Source organism: Calothrix sp. CBUCES-K 9914, from assembly GCF_059640475.1.
Genome location: NZ_JBXXZH010000028.1, coordinates 41,913 through 59,978, shown reverse-complemented (window position 1 = coordinate 59,978; position 18,066 = coordinate 41,913). Strand labels below are relative to the sequence as shown.

General features: G+C 38.3%; 8 protein-coding genes. 1 reads left to right on the top strand and 7 read right to left on the bottom strand.

Going from position 1 to position 18,066, the window contains the following annotated elements; translation table 11 throughout:
- The 3 genes from AC2JBO_RS09165 to AC2JBO_RS09155 all read right to left on the bottom strand — a co-directional run.
- On the bottom strand, nt 1-8,532 hold an 8,532-nt coding region (locus tag AC2JBO_RS09165), incomplete at its 3' end, for a DUF4347 domain-containing protein (protein ID WP_496953330.1).
- Between the two features lie 268 nt (nt 8,533-8,800).
- The gene (locus AC2JBO_RS09160; protein ID WP_496953329.1) at nt 8,801-9,073 is read right to left on the bottom strand and encodes a hypothetical protein; all 273 of its coding nucleotides are present in this window, start codon (nt 9,071-9,073) and stop codon (nt 8,801-8,803) included.
- 428 nt (nt 9,074-9,501) lie between these two features.
- Complete coding sequence (locus AC2JBO_RS09155; RefSeq protein WP_496953328.1) at nt 9,502-9,774, bottom strand: hypothetical protein; 273 nt, start codon at nt 9,772-9,774, stop codon at nt 9,502-9,504.
- Nucleotides 9,775-10,413: 639 nt separating this feature from the next.
- Here AC2JBO_RS09155 and AC2JBO_RS09150 point away from each other — a divergent pair.
- Nucleotides 10,414-11,409 carry a hypothetical protein gene (locus tag AC2JBO_RS09150; protein WP_496953327.1) on the top strand — a complete coding sequence of 332 codons (996 nt, stop codon included), beginning with the start codon at nt 10,414-10,416 and terminating at the stop codon, nt 11,407-11,409.
- An 88-nt stretch (nt 11,410-11,497) separates the two neighbouring features.
- Here the strand turns inward: AC2JBO_RS09150 and AC2JBO_RS09145 are convergent, their stop codons facing one another.
- The 4 genes from AC2JBO_RS09145 to AC2JBO_RS09130 all read right to left on the bottom strand — a co-directional run bounded on the left by AC2JBO_RS09145 (nt 11,498) and on the right by AC2JBO_RS09130 (nt 17,887).
- Entirely contained in the window at nt 11,498-13,057 is a 1,560-nt protein-coding gene (locus tag AC2JBO_RS09145) for a beta-barrel domain-containing protein (RefSeq protein ID WP_496953326.1), read from the bottom strand.
- Nucleotides 13,058-13,101: 44 nt separating this feature from the next.
- Nucleotides 13,102-16,074: a peptidase domain-containing ABC transporter gene (locus AC2JBO_RS09140; protein WP_496953325.1), complete on the bottom strand. Its 2,973-nt coding sequence runs from the start codon at nt 16,072-16,074 to the stop codon at nt 13,102-13,104.
- A 22-nt stretch (nt 16,075-16,096) separates the two neighbouring features.
- Nucleotides 16,097-16,858, bottom strand: coding sequence for a peptidylprolyl isomerase (locus AC2JBO_RS09135; protein WP_496953324.1), 762 nt, complete (start codon nt 16,856-16,858; stop codon nt 16,097-16,099).
- Nucleotides 16,859-17,068: 210 nt separating this feature from the next.
- Complete coding sequence (locus AC2JBO_RS09130; RefSeq protein WP_496953323.1) at nt 17,069-17,887, bottom strand: SirB1 family protein; 819 nt, start codon at nt 17,885-17,887, stop codon at nt 17,069-17,071.
- Nucleotides 17,888-18,066: the final 179 nt, after the last annotated feature.

Here is an 18,066-nt window from a genome sequence, read left to right as displayed (position 1 = left end):
TGAGAGAGATAAACCTTGGTCGTCATTTGTGTCGGTTGTATTCGCACCATTTCCAACTAAGGCACTAATATTGTTGCCGCTAAAGCTAATTTGGTTTGCGTTTTTAGTGAAGGTTAATGCGGCACCAAAAATTCTTGCATTGTTACCAGCCGCAAATTCAAACGAATTAATAGTAACGTTGGTGCTGGTATTATTACCACTTGCGTTAACACCCTTAGCATCAAGGACTAAACCATTTACACCAACAAGTGCGGCGTTGGCATTAGTTAAGTTGTAATCATAAGTTTTATCGCTGTTAAGAATAACACTTAATCCTGCACCTGAGAGAGATAAACCTTGGTCGTCATTTGTGTCGGTTGTATTCGCACCATTTCCAACTAAGGCGCTAATATTATTGCCACTGAAGCTAATTTGATTTGCGTTCTTGGTAAAGGTTAATGCGGCGCCAGAGATTCTTGCGTTGTTACCAGCAGCAAATTCAAAGGAATTTATATTAACGTTGGTGCTGGCATTATCACCAGTTGCACTGACTCCTTTCGCATCAAGAGTAAGTCCTGTTACACCAACGAGTGCGGCATTCGCATTTGTGAGATTGTAGCTATAAGTTTTATCGCTGTTAAGAATAACACTAAGTCCGGCACCTGAGAGGGATAATCCTTGGTCGTCGCTTATGTCGGTTGTGTTGGCACCATTTCCAACTAACGCATTAATATTGCTGCCACTAAAGCTAAGAGAGTTCGCGTTCTTGGTAAAGGTAAGCGTGTTACCAGAAATTCGTGCGTTGTTGCCAGCAGCGAAGGCAAACTCACCAATATTGACATTGGTATTGGTATTGTCACCGCTTGCATTAACTGCTTTCGCGTCAAGGGTCAGTCCTGTTACACCAACAAGTGCGGCGTTTCCATTGCTGAGATTATAGGTGTAAGTTTTGTCAGTATTGAGGTTAACATCAAGTGCTGCACCCGATAAAGACAATCCTTGGTCATCGCTTGTATCAGTGGTACTGGCGCCGTTACCAACTAAGGCACTAATACTGCTACCACTGAAGCTAATTTGGCTACTGTTTTTAGTAAAGGTAAGCGCATTACCAGAAATTATGGCGTTATTACCAACACCCAAAGCAAATTTACCAATACTAACATCGGTGCTGTTTTGGCTACCTTTTGCAGAAACTTTCTCGGTACTTAAAGTTAGTCCAGTTACACCAACAATTGCAGCATTCGCGTCTGTGAGGTCATAACTATAAGTCTTGTCAGCATTAACAGTAACACTGAGTGCTGCACCTGATAAAGATAACCCTTGGTCATCGTTGATATCGATAGTGTTGGCGCCATTACCAACTAAGGCATTAATATTACTACCACCAAAGCTAATTTGATTTGCGTTCTTTGTAAAGGTAAGCGCATCACCAGAAATTATGGCGTTATTAACAACACCCAAAGCAAATTTACCAATATTGACATCAGTGCTGTCTTGGCTACCTTTTGCAGAAACTTTCTCAGTATTTAAAGTTAGTCCAGTAACACCAACAAGTACAGCCGAGGCATTTATGAGGTCATATTTATAAGTCTTGTCAGTTTTGAGATTAACGCTAAGTGTTGCACCAGACAGAGACAATCCTTGGTCATCATTTACATCAATAGTATTGGCGCCATTACCAACTAAGGCATTAATATTACTACCACCAAAGCTAATTTGACTACTGTCTTTAGTAAAGGTAAGCGCGTCACCAGAAATGCGTGCGTTACTACCAACAGCTAAAGCAAACCCACCAATCTTAACTTCGGTGCTGGTTTGAGTACCTGTTGCAAAAACGTTGTCAGTATTTAATGTGAGTCCATTAATACCACGAGTTAAAACCTTACCATTGCTAAGTGTGTAGCTATAGGTTTTATCTGGGTTTATTAGTATATCAACGTTAGCGTTGCTAATTTCTAATCCGACATCATCGCTCAAATCTGGAGTATCTGCACCATACCCAACAAATGTTGATATATTTTTGCCGCTGAAAGAAATAGTTTTATCGGCGCCATCTTTTTGAAGTTTAAAATCTATAGATTCACCGCTAAGTTTTAGAAGACCGCCTAAATCTAGCTTGGCGTTACCTAGACTCAAGTTAAAACTATTACTAATATTATCGCCTTTGGCACTAATTGCATTAGTAGATAGAGCAAGTCCACTTATACCAACGACTTCAAAATTGGCGTTATTTAACTCGTAGTTGTAAGATTTATCAGAATTAAGTTTCAGGTCAAAATTAGCTTGACTGAGTTTTATACCAATATCATCACTTGTATCTGGAGTATCTCCACCACGACCAGCAAAGGTGGAGATATTTTTACCAGTAATTTCAGTCTTACCGTTGACTTGCTCGAAAGTAAAGCCACCCGACAGTCCAACTAAACCTGCAACATTTAAATTAGCTGTACCATTAATTTGTGTAATATTATCGGGATTAACATATTTTAAGGAAATTTCACCACCAGAAGTAGTAATTGTTTCATCTACAGCTTTACCAGTACGGTTAAGTTGAACAGCTAAGTTTCCGCTTAACTCTAAACTATTAACTCCAACTATAGATGCTGCCCCTTCTCCTGTTAGGGCATATCCCATCTTCGCTTGTTGTGCGTTTTCTAAACTATAGTCAATAGTTTTGTAGAGCGCTAAACCAAGATTTGTATTGCTAATCTTGATACCAGTCTCCTGTTGAGTACCATAACCAGTACCCATAAAAGCATAACCGTTGCTAATACCCGCTAGGAATTTAGCGCTTACTGATTGCTGTTCGTCGTAGTTAAAAGTTGTATTACGTAATACAACCTTGCGACCTGCATTAATAGTGTCAGCAGTAGCAGTTGGATTATTAATGGAGGTTGTATCGCCTGTAGTTAACGTTACGTTTATGCCAAGGTCATTACTTAGACGCTGTGCTAATGCAACCGCTTGAGTTTGACGCTTGAGGGCAGTATTATTATCAGCGTCAAATTCAAATTTTTCACGTACAAATCGATGATTCCCGGCGCCACCTGCTGCTGTTATATCGATTACTTTTCCGCCAGGTGTTGCTGCCAATTGAATAGCATCACCATTCTTTTTGACTACATAATAAGTAGCACCATCTTGTAGACCACCAATAGCCTGCGAATTACCAGTAAAGTACTGTACAGCCTCACCTAAGAGTAAATTTGTTGATGTAGGTAAGATTATCTCATCGGTGTCAACATTTACTTTGATATTGTTTTGTGGTGCAAACGCGGCGCCTGTTTGAACAAAGCGATGATTTCCTTTGCCATCGCTGGTAATATCGATTACAGTACCACCATTAGTTGCGCTCAACTTAATAGCCGTGGCGCTTACTTGTTTGACGTAATAAGTATTACCATTGGTCAAACCGCCAATTGCGGTATCTCCTGCATTCAACTCATAGCGAACTTGGGCACCATCAATTAAACCATGTGGAGATTCAAACAATATTTCATCATTTTGTAGATTTACCCTTTGTTCTCCACCAGATGGAAAACTCCAGGTAGGCATTATCCGGAAAGCTGTACCATTGCCTGGATTTGCTAATGCAATAAAACGATTATTTTCTAAATCCTCAACAGTTCTAGCAAATTGCAGGTTTCCTTTCGCTGTCACCTTAACGTAGTAAATATTTTGATGCGCGACGCTATAAACTTGAGGTTCTGCTGAGTACGGAACAGCTGTTAGTCCAGTAATTGGTGAGCTTGGGTAAGCTGCATTTGGGTCTAACTGCAACATTACAGCCTGTCCAGTCATAAGACCGTGGCTGTAATTAAGCTTAATAGTAGTTTTATTGACAAAAGAAATATCTGATTTTTGGTGGAAGTCTAAAAGTTGACGGTCTTCAACACCATTTATATAACGTTCAACAAGTGTTAGCGTTTGCTCTCCTGTACCAGCACTAGTCAGATTTAAAGCGCGATTTTTTAGTGCGTCATTACGAGTTTTTGCTAGCGCAATTGTGGTATTGCTAACTTTAATAACATAATATGTATATACTTCTGTACTAGTGTTTAACGAATCAAAAGTACCGCCAACAGGGTCGCCATCAACAGGGTCGTAGTACTGAACTTTATCGCCTGTTTGTAAATAATAGGCGCCTGCAAAAGTAATTGTATCCTTGGTAATATCAACGCTGCTTGGTTCGTTTTGCGTATTGAAACTGAGAACCTGATTTAAAGTATGTACACCATTACTGTCAGTTGTTAAATCAACTACCGTGTTACCTTCGAGATAGCGCAAGCGTACAGCAGTAGGACTAATAACTTCTACTGTATACTGTTTGCCGTTTTCTAATCCTCCAATCGCTTGATTTTGCCCAGCTTCGTATTCGACTCGACTACCGTCAGTTAGTCCGTGGGGCTGATTAAATAAAATCAGGTCTTGCTTGATGTCAACATTAACAGTGTTGGTGGCGGCGAAATCAATGAAAGAGCGTAATTGGTGGGTACCACTACCAGCACTAGTTAAATCAATTGCATTTCCACCCTCGGAAGTAGCAAGTTGGATAGTCTGATTGTTAACAGCAATAACAAAATATTCTTGACCTTCAACTAAACCACCAATTACTTGATTGCCACTACCTGCACTGTAGAGAACTTTCTGCCCAGTAACAAAGCTATGAGGTTTATCTAAAATTAGATAATCGCGCTGAACATCAACTCGGTCTTCATTAAAGGCAAAGCTATCTATTACAGCATTTATAGATTTAACTGTGGATTTAGCTTCTAAGCGCGCTTTTTCAGCAGCAAGTTTGGAACGCAGTTCTTGGTATAAAGCTTCGCTGATAGTAGTTTGATGCTTATCTAAGTTGAAAGTGTTAGCTGCAATATTTGAACTTTGATTTGTGGCGCCTGGAGTTTCACCGTTGAACCACTCCATCGAGAATTGACCACCAAAAGCAAGATTGCCTGTAACATTGGCATTAACTAAACCTTCAACACGCAGTTGGTTTTTTTGTTCTTCTGTAAAGTTGACATTAACAGAGCTACCATCGCCTAATCCAATTGTTTCATTAACAGCTTTACCAGTGCGGTTAATACGGACAGCCAACTCGCCTTCTAACGTTAAATCTTGGACACCAACTAATCCGGCTTTACCGCTAGCAATTAAAGCATAGTTTTTCTCACCGTCTTTGTATACAACTAGTCCTAATTTGCCATCGGTTAATTTAATACCTGATTCTTGGGCAGTACCACCACCAACTCCTACAAATGCTTGAATATTTTTAGCAGCTATACGTAGAGGTTCTGTAAGGTTTTCTGATGGGTCATATGCTAGACCTTCACCTTTGATATAACCTACGTCTTTTAATCCCAGTTCAAAGCTACCTGTTTTTACAGTAGTTTGATCTTTGTTTCCTGTGACATCAACTTGATTAACTTCTAAACTGACTCCATCAACACCAACTAACGCACCGTTAGCTTGGTTGATTGTATAGTTATAATTCTGATTATTTTGAACATTAACATTAAACGTTGCATTTTTAATCGAGATTCCAATATCATCGGCAGCAGTTTCAGTATTTGCACCATAGCCAATCAAAGCAGAAGCATTAACTGCACTAATATCTATAGTACCATTTTCGATCTTGAGCGAAAGTGCATCACCCTTTACCCCTGCAACCGAAGCTAAAGCTAATTCAAAAGCTTTTGTATTGATAGAAAGCTTATCTTTCTCACCGATAAGCTTGGCAGAGTCAACATCTAAACTAAATCCAGGAATACCGCGCGTTTCAATGGCGCCAGTTTCTAGATTATAAGTATATTTACTATCCGCATTCAGTAATAATTCTAAGTCAGCATCGCTAATAATAAAGCCAATATCATCACTTTCTTGACTACTACCCGCCCCATAACCAGCGAAGGCAGATAAGTTTTGTCCTTTGAAAGTAATATTTTTATCTGCGCCAACTTTTTCGACTACAAATTCAATGTCAGTACCACTGAGTTTGATCAGATTGCCTAAACCTAGCTTCCCGCTATTCAGCTTAAAATTAATATTATCCTGATTACCTTGAGCTAGTATTGAACTAGCAGAAACTTCTAATCCAGTAATTCCACGGCTTTCTACTAAGTCGCTACTTAAGTTGTAGTTATAAGTATTATTTTTATTCAGTAATAACTCAAAATCAGCATTACTAATTACCAATCCAATATCATCATTTTGCTGGTTATTTCCTGCTCCATAGCCAGCAAATGCTGATAGATTTTTACCACTAAACAAAACTGTTTGATTGGCACCAGTTCCGTTCAAATTAAGTTCGATCAGGGCACCACTAAGGTAAGTAAGACTACCTAAACCTAAGAAGGCATCTTCAAGTTTAAGGCTAAAATTACTCGACTCGTTCCCGCTTGCGTTTACATTATTAGCTTCAACAGTAAACCCATCAATACCACGAACGGAAATATCAGCATTATTTAGATTGTAGGTATAAGTATTATCTGCATTTATACTTAAATTCAAATCAGCATTGCTGATAAGTAAACCGCTATCGTCACTAGTGGTGCTAGTGCCTTTTTTATCGCCAACAAACGCAGATAAATCTTCACCTACTAACGAGATGGTACTGTCTGCACCTGCTTTCTCTACCTTAAATTCTAGAGAAGCGCCGCTGAAACTAACAGCGTTAGCTAAACCAACTTCAGCGTTGGTAAAGCTAAGACTGAAACTATTACTTGTATTATTACCTGTTGCATTTACAGTATCAGCAGACAAGCTTAATCTGTCAGTACCGCGAACAGCAACCGCGCCACTATTTAAATTGTAAGTATAACTTTTATCAGCTTTTAACTGTAATTCAAAATTAGCGTTGTTAATCTCTAATCCAATATCATCAACGCGACTGTTAGAGTCGGCGCCATAACCAGCAAAAGCAGACGCATTAGTAGCGTTTAAGCTAATCTGACTACCGTTGTTATTTTGAACAGTGACATCAAGAGTGGCGCCGCTTAATTGAGCAAGACTATCTATACCAAACGAGTAATTACTTAGTTGTAGTGCGATGTTAGATGTATTACCTGTTGCTGTTACATTACCGACAGAAAGCGAAAGATTACCTAATCCATTTAAGGATGCACTACCATTCGTGATAGTATAACTGTAAGAAAGCCCGTCGATGGAAATATTAAAGTTAGCGTTAGTTATTGCTAGCCCAACATCATCAGATGTATCTTGGGTATTTGCTCCGTTACCAACGTTAGCTGATGCATTCGTGGTCGTAAATGAAAGCTGATTATTCTGTGAAGTGTAAACGAGACTGTCACCAGATAGACGAGTGACGCTACCAACTCCTAATTCATAATTTGTGAGTTCAACAGTCGTACCAGCCTCACTACCACTAGCTTTGGCATTGTCTATTGATAAAGTTAATCCTGCAACGTTAGTTAGGGCGCCTTGTCCTGACAAAGAATAAGTATAAGTTTTATCAGCATTTATACTTAATTCTAAATTGCCATTGTTAATATTTAAACCTTTATCATCGGCAGTATCACCAGTGCCAAGTCCTGTACCTACAAAGGAACTTATATTGGTGCCAGTTAATTTGAGTAATTCAGAGGTGTTATAAGCAACTGTAAAGTCACCGTTTAGTACAGAAGTGCCATCAAGCGTTAATTTAACTGTATTGAAATTAGGAAGACTTTGAGAACGCCATGCATCATAAATGCTTTGAACCGTCATGGATGTAGACAGTACATGACGATAATCACTCTTGATTACACTTGACTCAATCGAGCCTATTGAGTATTCGAGTTGCCAATCTCCACCTAATACCGATGAACCAGTTAAATCATCGGATGCAGCAACATCGGCGCCTGTAAGTTGGCTAAATTGACGAACAAATTCTTTTCCGTCTTCATGGGAAGCAACATCACATCCATAGATCAGAATATCTGCTGCATCAGTCAGCGATGAACTCCATGCTTGAATTTGCGGCGCGTACTGCCCTAAATTATTGTTAGTTAGTGAAGTCGTTCCCAACTGTAACTTTGCATCTTCACCGTGGGAAACGATATGAACGCTACTAATATTTTGGCGTGAGCTTAATAATTGACTTATTTGGGCTATCCCATCAAGATTACCATCAAGCAGAACCACTTCAGCAAATGGATTTATTGAAGCAACGATTTGTTGGTAATCCTTAACTCCTGCATCAATAAAGATAATTTCACTCTTGTATGTAAATAAATTAGCTGCTGGATTTATCAATGAATCCCCAGCAGTAACATTACCAACAATCACACCATCCTGATTCAGCGATAAAATATCTCTATCAAAGCTACTGAGCAGTGATTTTTTTTCTAACGTGTAAATAGGATTTATTCCAAATCCTTCCACTAATCCAAGTTGAGATGGCTCTAAAGGTATTGGCGCCAAGGGTGAACTTACACCCTCATACAAATGATTTGATGCTGGAATACCTAATAGTGATGATTCAGCTTCTAGAGGTAATGGTTGAATTGGCTGATTTTGAGCTTCAAAGATGGGGTTATTTTTGTTAGTATCCATTGCTGTAATCGATTTCTTAATAAAACTTGGTGTTTAAACTATCGTGATATCTACGTGCTAAATGCTTTATGAATGAGTCTTAAATTTCTTCTCTTGCAATATTTGCCTCTTAGAACAATAGTTCTTAGAGGCTTAAATGCATGAATATTGGTAAAAAACCTGATTATTTAAAATTGACGAGAATCAACCAATTTGAAGGATGCAGATTCCCGACAACGCAGTGAAGCGCGTCAGGAATCTGTCTTGTTTGTTATTTAGTAGTTCTGCATTAAACTCGACTTAGAGCAGCAAATTCTTCACTCAGAGTAGTAGTAGATGCTTCTAATTGAGCTTGGTCTGCTTGTGGTCTTGACTCTTGTTCTGTTGCCATACTTACAGACTCATCTTCAGGAACTTCTAGATTGAGAATAGTTGTAGGGGCATTGCTCAGAAACTGAACCCCACCAGCTACTTCACGGTATGGACGGTTTAAGAGGTAGTTCAACAATGCGTCGCGTTGCTGCTCTGTTACCAAGTATACCTTTTGTTGAACCTTTGACATAATCTATCTATCCTTTTTTAATTCACTAAATTGTTGGGTGAGGCTTGACTCATGAATTGTCTTAAACAAATCTAGTATTTCACTACTTAGATTATTCTGTAATCAGTGAAACAACTTATTTACTGAGTTTTCAGTAATATACTTAAGATACAAGTATCAAAAAAATGGCTACTTAAGTAATAATATGTACATCTAAGATTTTATATCATGTCCGGTTGCTTGCCTATAATGCCCAACAATGTAGAGACGCGATTAATCGCGTCTCTACAAGGATTTTATTATGGTTATGTACCCGGACATGATATTAGAAACGATTTGAGAACTCTGACAACTTTTGTGTGCGTCGGATTTATAGACACCATAAATTCCCGGCTTCTAGGAGAAAACGGGAATAAGTAAATAGTATTAATAATCTAATAACAGTAATGTTAAGCAGGACTAAAAACTGCGTACTGCTCTGGAGCAGAAGGCACCATTTCTAGCTTAGATTCTTGTTCTTCTCTTACTGAAGATTCTTGTTGTTCTGGCATACCGATAGATTCTTCTTCAGGAACTTCCAAGTTGAGAACAGTTGTAGGTGCGTTAGTCAAAAACTGAACTCCACCTGCAACTTCACGGTATGGACGGTTTAAGAGGTAGTTCAGTAATGCGTCGCGCTGTTGCTCACTAACCAAATAGACTTTCTGTTTAACCTTTGCCATTGGATTTTGTTGTTATTTTCTTTACAAACTTACTCGTAGTAGAAAAAGCGTTAACGTAACACATTTTCCATTAAGTTAAGTATTTCACCACCTTTACAGCTATGACATCCGAAACATTACGTAAATATCTACCAGTAGACACATGTAGCCGCGATAATCCTATTTGTTAATAAAAGACTTGCTAAATAATAATTCTACCCAAAGTTGAGCATCGTCGGCATCGCGCAGGTAAATACTGTCTCGCCTGTTAATTCTTAAATTGTACTTATAACAATAAGCACATAAATATTTACACTATTAATTGCAAGAATACTCGTAATTAATTTGGCTAAATTTAAGATTGCATAAACCTTTTAGTTATTAACCATTTTATCAGTATTTACCTTGATGCCAAAAGCATTTATTGTAATAAAAGTGTAAATTACGTAAATACACTCTACATAATTATTGAAACAGTAAAATATAATTTTATTCGAGTTTGTTTTCATGCTAATTATCTTTAAATATACAGATTATTGATTAGCTTGCTTAACTATGATATTTCATTAAGCCAGCTAACATTGAGATAAGATGCAACTTGAAGTTAAATTAGTACCCTACCCACATTGTCACACACATTTTTGTTCAAAAACAGACTATATGCTAGTTAACATATCTTATTTTCGACATATCGCACTACTTATATTGTTAGTAAGTGTAATCATATTTGGTCAGCCAGAAGTCGCAAGGGCAGAAACTAAAACATCACCAGAGAAATGTAGTTTAGGTATATATATAACTTCGCTGCACGACTTAAACCTATCAGATAAGTCATTTGGTTCAGTATTTTGGCTGTGGAGTAATTGTCCTTCCAAAGATGCTGAACCTTTAAAAGTAGATATTGTAAATGCAAAAAGCAGTGATAATACCTTAGATTCCACTGAAAAAAAGGGTAATGTTTACTGGGAGCAGCACAAGACAAATGCTGTTTTACGTCATAATTGGAACATTAAGAACTTTCCTTTTGACCGCCAAAAATTAGAAATGGAATTTGAGCATAACCTTTCTGATATTAATAAGTTAGTATATGTACCAGATACAGCTAACTCTAGCTACAATCATAAAATAAATTTGCCTGGATTTCGGATTACTGATTTTAAGATTCAAGAGAATAAGTTTAAATATCCTACAAACTTTGGAGACCCAGAATCTAAAGGTAGTAGCACTTATTCCCGTATAATTGTCACTATTAAAATAGTAAGAAATGGTCTAATGGATTTCTTGAAGCTTAACACTACTACTTATATCGCCTTTGGCCTATCATTTATATCATTCTTTCTAAACCCCGCACCTTCTGATATATTTAGTACACGTATCAGTTTACTTGTTGGTTGTTTGTTTGCGGTTGTAATTAATATGCAATCTTCAGAGGCGATGTTAGGTCGTACAAGTGGATTAACATTAGTTGATGCAATTCACATTTCTACTTTAATGTATATTTTAACGGCTGTTGCTGTAACTGTTGCAGCGCATATATATCATCAGAATGGATACCAAAAGTTTTCAATACTGATTAATGGTCGTGTACGTAATCTTTTGAGTATCTCATTTGTTTGTGTCAATATCCTTATGATTATATCTGCTGCTTTTAAATAATCATAAATGCATCACACAAATTTTTGAGGGCAGGTTTCCCCGCCCTTATATTATCTATATCGTTATCTACTGAACCTACGCTAGACTTTTAGCGCACATTTTTCAAACTTTCAACACTTGAGTTAAACATATCCGCAAATATACTCATCACTGTTCGATCTCTAATCTTGATATTAGTACTTACTCCCATACCTGACTGCAATGCAATATTACGTTCGTTTACCTTTAACTGTTGAGTTTGGAGTTCGACTTTTGCAGGGAATCTATAGAATGGATAAATTTGGTCGGGAGGTAGTGCGTCTGACCCAATAGATACGAGTTTACCTTTGATATCACCAAATTCGCTAAAGGGGAATGATTCAATTCTGACATCAACTGTCATTCCCTCTTTAACAAAACCAATATCTTTGTTGGTAATAAAAACTTTAGCGATAAGTTTATCTGTAGGAACTACTTTCAAAATTGGTTCACTGCCAGTGACTACAAACCCTGAAGATTTTGCCTTCAGTTCAAAAATTGTGCCATTGACAGGCGCCGTTATTACTTGGTACTTAAGGTTCATTTTAGCTTGACTGATTTGCGAGTCAATTTCTGCCATACGTTTGCTATTCTCGACTATTGATTTATTCATTTGACTGTCAATTTCGGCGATACGTTTGGCATTTTCAGCAATTCGGTCGAGCCAATCTTTACGGGAAATAGCTTGTGTGTTTAATAACTTCGCTTTTCCCTCGGCAATTTCTGCTTGTAGTTTAAATTTTTCTTTGATCAATTGGTCGAGTTGAGATTGAGCGTTTCGCACTTCCTCTTGTTGTTTGAGGAATTGGAGTTGCGATATGGCGCCTTGTTTTGCTAGTCCCGAAATACTATTTAATATTCCCTGATTCATTTTCAGGGTGTCTTTTGTGGAAACGATACGGATGTCGGTTTGCTCTAGCTGGCGCCGAAGTTGATCGATTTGTAAAGAAGCTGCTTCAACTCGTGCATCTAATTCGATTTGGTTTCCGGTAATGCGTTCGCGTTGTTCAACAGTTAGTTTACCTGTTGCAACACCATTAAGCTGGCTACGGTAAACTTGATTTTCCGCAACTAATGCAGCGCGACTTTTTGTTAAATCAAGTATTGACGCAGGAAGTAGCAGGGTTGATGAATTAACTGATTCTCCACGTAATTGTGCAGTATAAAATTGGTTTTCTTGAGCAAGAGATGTGCGGATTTTTTGTAATGATTCTAATTGTGCTTTTGCGGTTGTGTTGTCAAGCACAATCAGTTTATCTCCCGCTTTGACTTGCTCGCCATCCTCAACAAATATATCTTTGACAACTCCACCAATAGGCGCCTGTATATCTTTAGTGGCGCCTGCTGGTTCGAGTTTTCCAGTAGCAGAAACAGCTTCTTCAATTTTTGCAATGTTAGCCCATATTACTGTACCAGTAATGGTAAGCATTAATCCCCATAATATCGCGCGCGACCACTTACGAGGTTGTTTTAATATTACGGGTTGCTCAAATTTGGGAACGTGTCTAATTGCAGAGCTTAGTGGTTTTTGTTTGATTTCTTCCGAATTTTGTGGTAGTTTTGCCGTCAATTCTTGCATTGATATCGTATTTGTAGAATTGGCGTTACCGTTATTGTTGTTAGAATTCATAAGTTATTAATGTAGTTATTAGTGAAAATTGATCAAAGAGCGTATTAAACAGTTATTTTGCCTTCTGAAGCTTCTTGCTGTTGTGATAAGCAGTAATAAAGTCCTTTCATTCTCATTAATTCACTGTGTGTACCTTGTTCTGCAATCTTCCCTGCACTCATCATTAGAATGATGTCAGCATTTTGAATTGTGGCGAGACGATGGGTAATAAATAACACCGTGCGTCCATTGAATGCAATTTGTAGGTTTGAACACACCTGTTGTTCGGTTGCGTAGTCGAGTGCGCTAGTAGCTTCGTCAAGAATTAGCAACGGTGGATTTTGTAATATAGTGCGGGCAATTGCAATTCTTTGTTTTTGTCCACCAGATAAAGCAGAACCCCTTTCACCCACGCGCGTGTTATACCCATTGGGTAAGTTCATAATGAAGTCATGCGCGCAGGCAATTTTGGCAGCTTCTACAATTTCTTCGGGAGTTGCGTCGGGCATAGTCAAGGCGATATTTTCTTGGACTGTAGTATCAAATAGAAGAGTATCTTGCAGCACCATTCCGATTTGTTGACGCAGCGAGTATAACTCAACCTTGCCGATGTCATATCCATCAATCATAATTCTGCCAGCATCCAGTTCGTAGAGTCGAGGGATTAATTTTGTTAAAGTACTTTTACCGGCGCCACTCTGTCCAACTACTCCAACAAACGAACCTGGGGGTATTTCAACTGAGATATTATTAAGTTGTGGATTTGGCGATTTGGCAAAGCTAAAGGTGACATTTTCGTAACGAACTTGTCCTTTAATAACTGGCATTGGAATATTATTTTGACCTGCAAGTTCCGATTCTTGGGGAGTATCCAGAATATCTGCTAATCGTTCCAGTGATAGTGCTGTTTCTTGGAAGTTTTGCCAGAGTTGAATTAATCGCAGTAAAGGACTTGTCACATATCCAGCAATAATTCTAAAAGCAATTAATTCTCCAAGGGTAATTTCTCCTTTTAGTACTAGATAGGCACCTACCCAGAGTAATAATAAGTTGGATAATTTATTGAGAAAGTTACTAAGTGAACTGGCAGTATTGCTTGTTAATACGCTATCAAAACTAGCGCTAATATATCTACCGTAGCGTTGCTGCCATGCCCAGCGCGAGTTCAACTCGATATTTTGCGCTTTGACCGTTTGAATACCCGATATAACTTCGACTAAATATGATTGAGTTTCTGCATTTTTTTCTGCTTTAGTACGAGTTTGACTACGAACAATTGGAGCAAATATAAATGTTAGCAAAGCAAATAACGGTACTGTTGCTAATGCTACAATAGTTAGCAACCAACTGTAAAAAACCATTACCGCAATGTAAATAACTGAGAAGATGGCATCGAGTACAACAGTTAAGGCTGTACCTGTTAGAAACGACCGAATGTTTTCTAACTCGTGAATTCTTGAAGAGATTTCCCCGACAGGACGTTTTTCAAAATACCGCAATGGTAATCTTAGTAAATGGTCGATAACTTCTGAACCTAAAGATAAATCAATACGGTTAGTTGTATCGGCAAATAGGTTTGTACGTAACCAGGTAATTATGCCCTCAACAATTGCCATTGTAATCAGCACAAATCCCAAAACATTCAGCGTGTTAGCTCCATTTTGGATGATTACTTTATCGATAATTACTTGAGTTACTAATGGATTAGCAAGTCCCAGTAACTGCACAAATAATGAAGCAACAAATACTTCGGTTAAGACAACTTTATGTTTTTTAATTGCGGGCAAAAACCAACTTAACCCAAAGCGCTTTTTAGGTGTTTCAGGTGTAGATTGCAGTAATAGAACTTGACATTCTTTTGTGTAATTCTCTACAAAATCGGCAGTTTTTTTGCGAATAATTCCTTGTTCAGGAATTGCAATAACTAATTCTTTTTCGGATGCACTGTAAAGAATCGCATAAGTATCAAGATATGGGAGAAGCACAGGGGTAGGGAGTTGGGATATTACAACTGCTGGGACTTGTACGAGTTGTGCTTTTACACCTATTAGTTCTGCCAGTCCACCGCACAACTCTATAGGTACTTTACCTGTTCGCTTGTAATTATTGGACAGCGCGCGGTACATAACATCCCGTCTCCACGGCATCCCCCAATATTTTGATAGCATATGGAAACATGCAAGTGTCGCATCAACTGGTCCACGACCGCTAACAAAGGGGTATTTTGCAAATTGCGTGCTGGTTTTGCTTGGTATTGATTCGGGTTTTTCAGGAGCAAAAGGCACATTTTCCCAAGGATTTGCTTTGGTAGAATCTTCAGGGTCTTGGGTTTTGGCTTGCTCAAATGATAAAGTGTGGTCAGTAAACCCGATTAGGCGAATTCCTTTACCCGTAGTTTGAATGTATTCTTGACTATTGTCAAAATTTATGTTATCTCCAACTGCATAATTAGAACCACTGCTGCTAACTAACCACAATAGGTTAGGGTCTAACTGCGAAAGTGGAATTTTACCAGATGGAAGGTTAAGGATAATTATATGATTTGCGGCGCCTTCTGCAAGCTCTTTTAAATTGTCTACGACTCTACCCCGACGTTGAAGTTCTTTGGTTAACAAGTCATATATTTCAATTATACTGTACCTTGAGCGGAAATATTCGGCAATTTCGGGATGTTTAGATAACAATTCTTCAAAGTCTGCTGCATTGAGTGTGAGACAAACTGACTCTACAGAAGAAATAACCGTTTCACATGCTACACCGCGAATTATTCCAACGGCGCCGCATAGCGCACCAGGTTTCAGAATTTCTAATGTATCTGGCGCCGTTGCGTCTGAAGTATATGCCAACAAACGCGCTTGTCCTGTATATAAAATAGCGATTTTTGCTGGCAAGCTATCTTTGACGACTATAGCTTGTCCCATTCGATAACGTAATGGTGAAAGCTTTTGTGCGAGTTTTTCAATATCAGCTACATCCATCCTGTCAAAAGGTGGCGTAGTAGCTAGAAAATCAATAATAGTGTTAGAACTTGATATCATTATATTGTTTTGTATATATTTTTTATGTGTGTAGAGACGTGATTAATCGCGTCTCTAAATGGTCTGAAATTAAAATAGGGGTTTGTTGAATTTGTTCTGCCAGCCATTTTTCAAACAAGTGGTTGAGCAATATGGCACCTGTTGCATCATCTAGCTGTGCTGGAATTAATTTTTCTAAGCGTAGAATGATGTACCAATTCTCTAACTTTATCGGTGTCCACAACTGCCCTTCTTTTGAGATGGAAAGTTTTTGGACAATTGCTGGATGTGCTTGCGACATCGGAACGGGACCTATTAATCCTCCCGTTTGAGCTTCTACACCTTGTGAAAACTCCCGCGCGCAGTCAGCAAAGCTTTGTTCTCCTGCTTTGATGCGGAAATACAACTCTTGTGCTACTTCCATATCTTGGGTACGAAGCAGAGAATATACAACTTTATCTAACTGAGGTTTGTGTTGAAGAAAGTTCAGTTTAAGCGTTCCTCCCCAAGTTGCTTGCTTAAATTTCTCAACCCGCAGTTGTTTTGTGGCCAATGCTTCTAACTGTTCTACTGTCATGCAATAACGTTGAAGTGCCGCATTCAGCGCGGCAGGAGTAGTTATTTGATTGTTTTGATAAAATGTAGATATAGTATTATTTTTTTCTTCAGGTGTTAATTTTATATCGGCAATAACTTTATCGATTATTAGTTCACGCTGTAACTGTGGGAGTAATTGATAGCAAGCTAACAGCGGAATAACTTCTGGGGCTGTAATAATTTCGTTGCCTAGTTGAATGTGAACCATAGCGGGTATCTGCTGGGAAAAGTAAGATTAGTATGATTTCCCTTGCATATCCTGTCTAATTCGCTATATATATGTCATCAGTAACTATACGTATACTTACATATGTATATTCGGCTATTTACGTATAAATACTGTTTTAATGCCGAAAAGACTTTTAATTAATACGTAAACAGTTATACAGTCAATGCCCTACGCCTGTTATCCTTTTAACTATCCTTCTAACTTTGAAAGTAGGCGCCGAATGACTGAAGCATCGCGTGCGTCGGGTACGCGATGTAAATACGTTTTTAAATCTTGTGTTGCTTGGTTGAAACGTCCCAGTTGGTAAGATAGTAAACCACGGTCGCGGGTATCTATGATTGAATCAGGCGCCACTAGTAAAATACGCTCGACTGCTGCCAAAGCAAGTTCTAATTCCTGTTGGTTTAGATAAATATGTTTGAGATTCGATAGCAACCGCATCAAAAACTGAGCTTTGGTTACTGTTGGTAAATGTTCTGGTTGTAATTTTACAGGCTGTTGATAAATTTGACTTAAGCGTACTTCACAATCTTGCTGGAATAGAATTTCGCCATCGTGAAAAGTATCAATATATATATCCATGTCGGGAATATCTGGACGAATCAAAAAATGTCCAGGCATCCCAACTCCCACCATTGGAAAATCAATACGACGCGCGACTTCCATATATACTAGTGCCAGGGTTATTGGAATCCCCAAACGACGTTCGATAACATCATTCAAAAAACTATTACGTGGGTCGTAGTAACTTTCTGTGTTCCCAGCATACCCTAAATCTTCATACAAGTATTTATTTATACTTTGAACAATCCGCATTGGATAGCGCGCGTCAGGTAAGCGTTCCTGCAATTCAAACGCCATTGTATCAAGCGCGTTGAGGTATTCGTTACAGTCAAGGTCTGGGTACTCTTCTTGAGCTATATATAAAGCTGCCCTAGCCAGGTTTATATGTTCATCAGCTTGCTGAATTTCTTGATAAAAATATTGCCGTGCTGATACATAGTTCATAAGCTGATGCTGAAACAAAATGCCAATAATTTTCGTTATAGAGCGATTGGAGCTAGATCAATTATTTTTATCTCCTATATTAATCTAGACTATATCAGCGACTAAAAACGTGTAGAAGATTATTTTACAGTGAAAAATAAATACCGCTTTTTTTACGAAAATGCGGTTGATGGAGTTGT

Excerpts from the sequence above, each read along its gene's own strand:
- AC2JBO_RS09155 (WP_496953328.1), bottom strand. The coding sequence starts at position 9,774 with ATGGCAAAGGTTAAACAGAAAGTCTATTTGGTTAGTGAGCAACAGCGC.
- AC2JBO_RS09145 (WP_496953326.1), bottom strand. The coding sequence starts at position 13,057 with ATGAATTCTAACAACAATAACGGTAACGCCAATTCTACAAATACGATA.
- AC2JBO_RS09150 (WP_496953327.1), top strand. The coding sequence starts at position 10,414 with ATGCTAGTTAACATATCTTATTTTCGACATATCGCACTACTTATATTG.
- AC2JBO_RS09135 (WP_496953324.1), bottom strand. The coding sequence starts at position 16,858 with ATGGTTCACATTCAACTAGGCAACGAAATTATTACAGCCCCAGAAGTT.
- AC2JBO_RS09130 (WP_496953323.1), bottom strand. The coding sequence starts at position 17,887 with ATGAACTATGTATCAGCACGGCAATATTTTTATCAAGAAATTCAGCAA.
- AC2JBO_RS09160 (WP_496953329.1), bottom strand. The coding sequence starts at position 9,073 with ATGTCAAAGGTTCAACAAAAGGTATACTTGGTAACAGAGCAGCAACGC.
- AC2JBO_RS09140 (WP_496953325.1), bottom strand. The coding sequence starts at position 16,074 with ATGATATCAAGTTCTAACACTATTATTGATTTTCTAGCTACTACGCCA.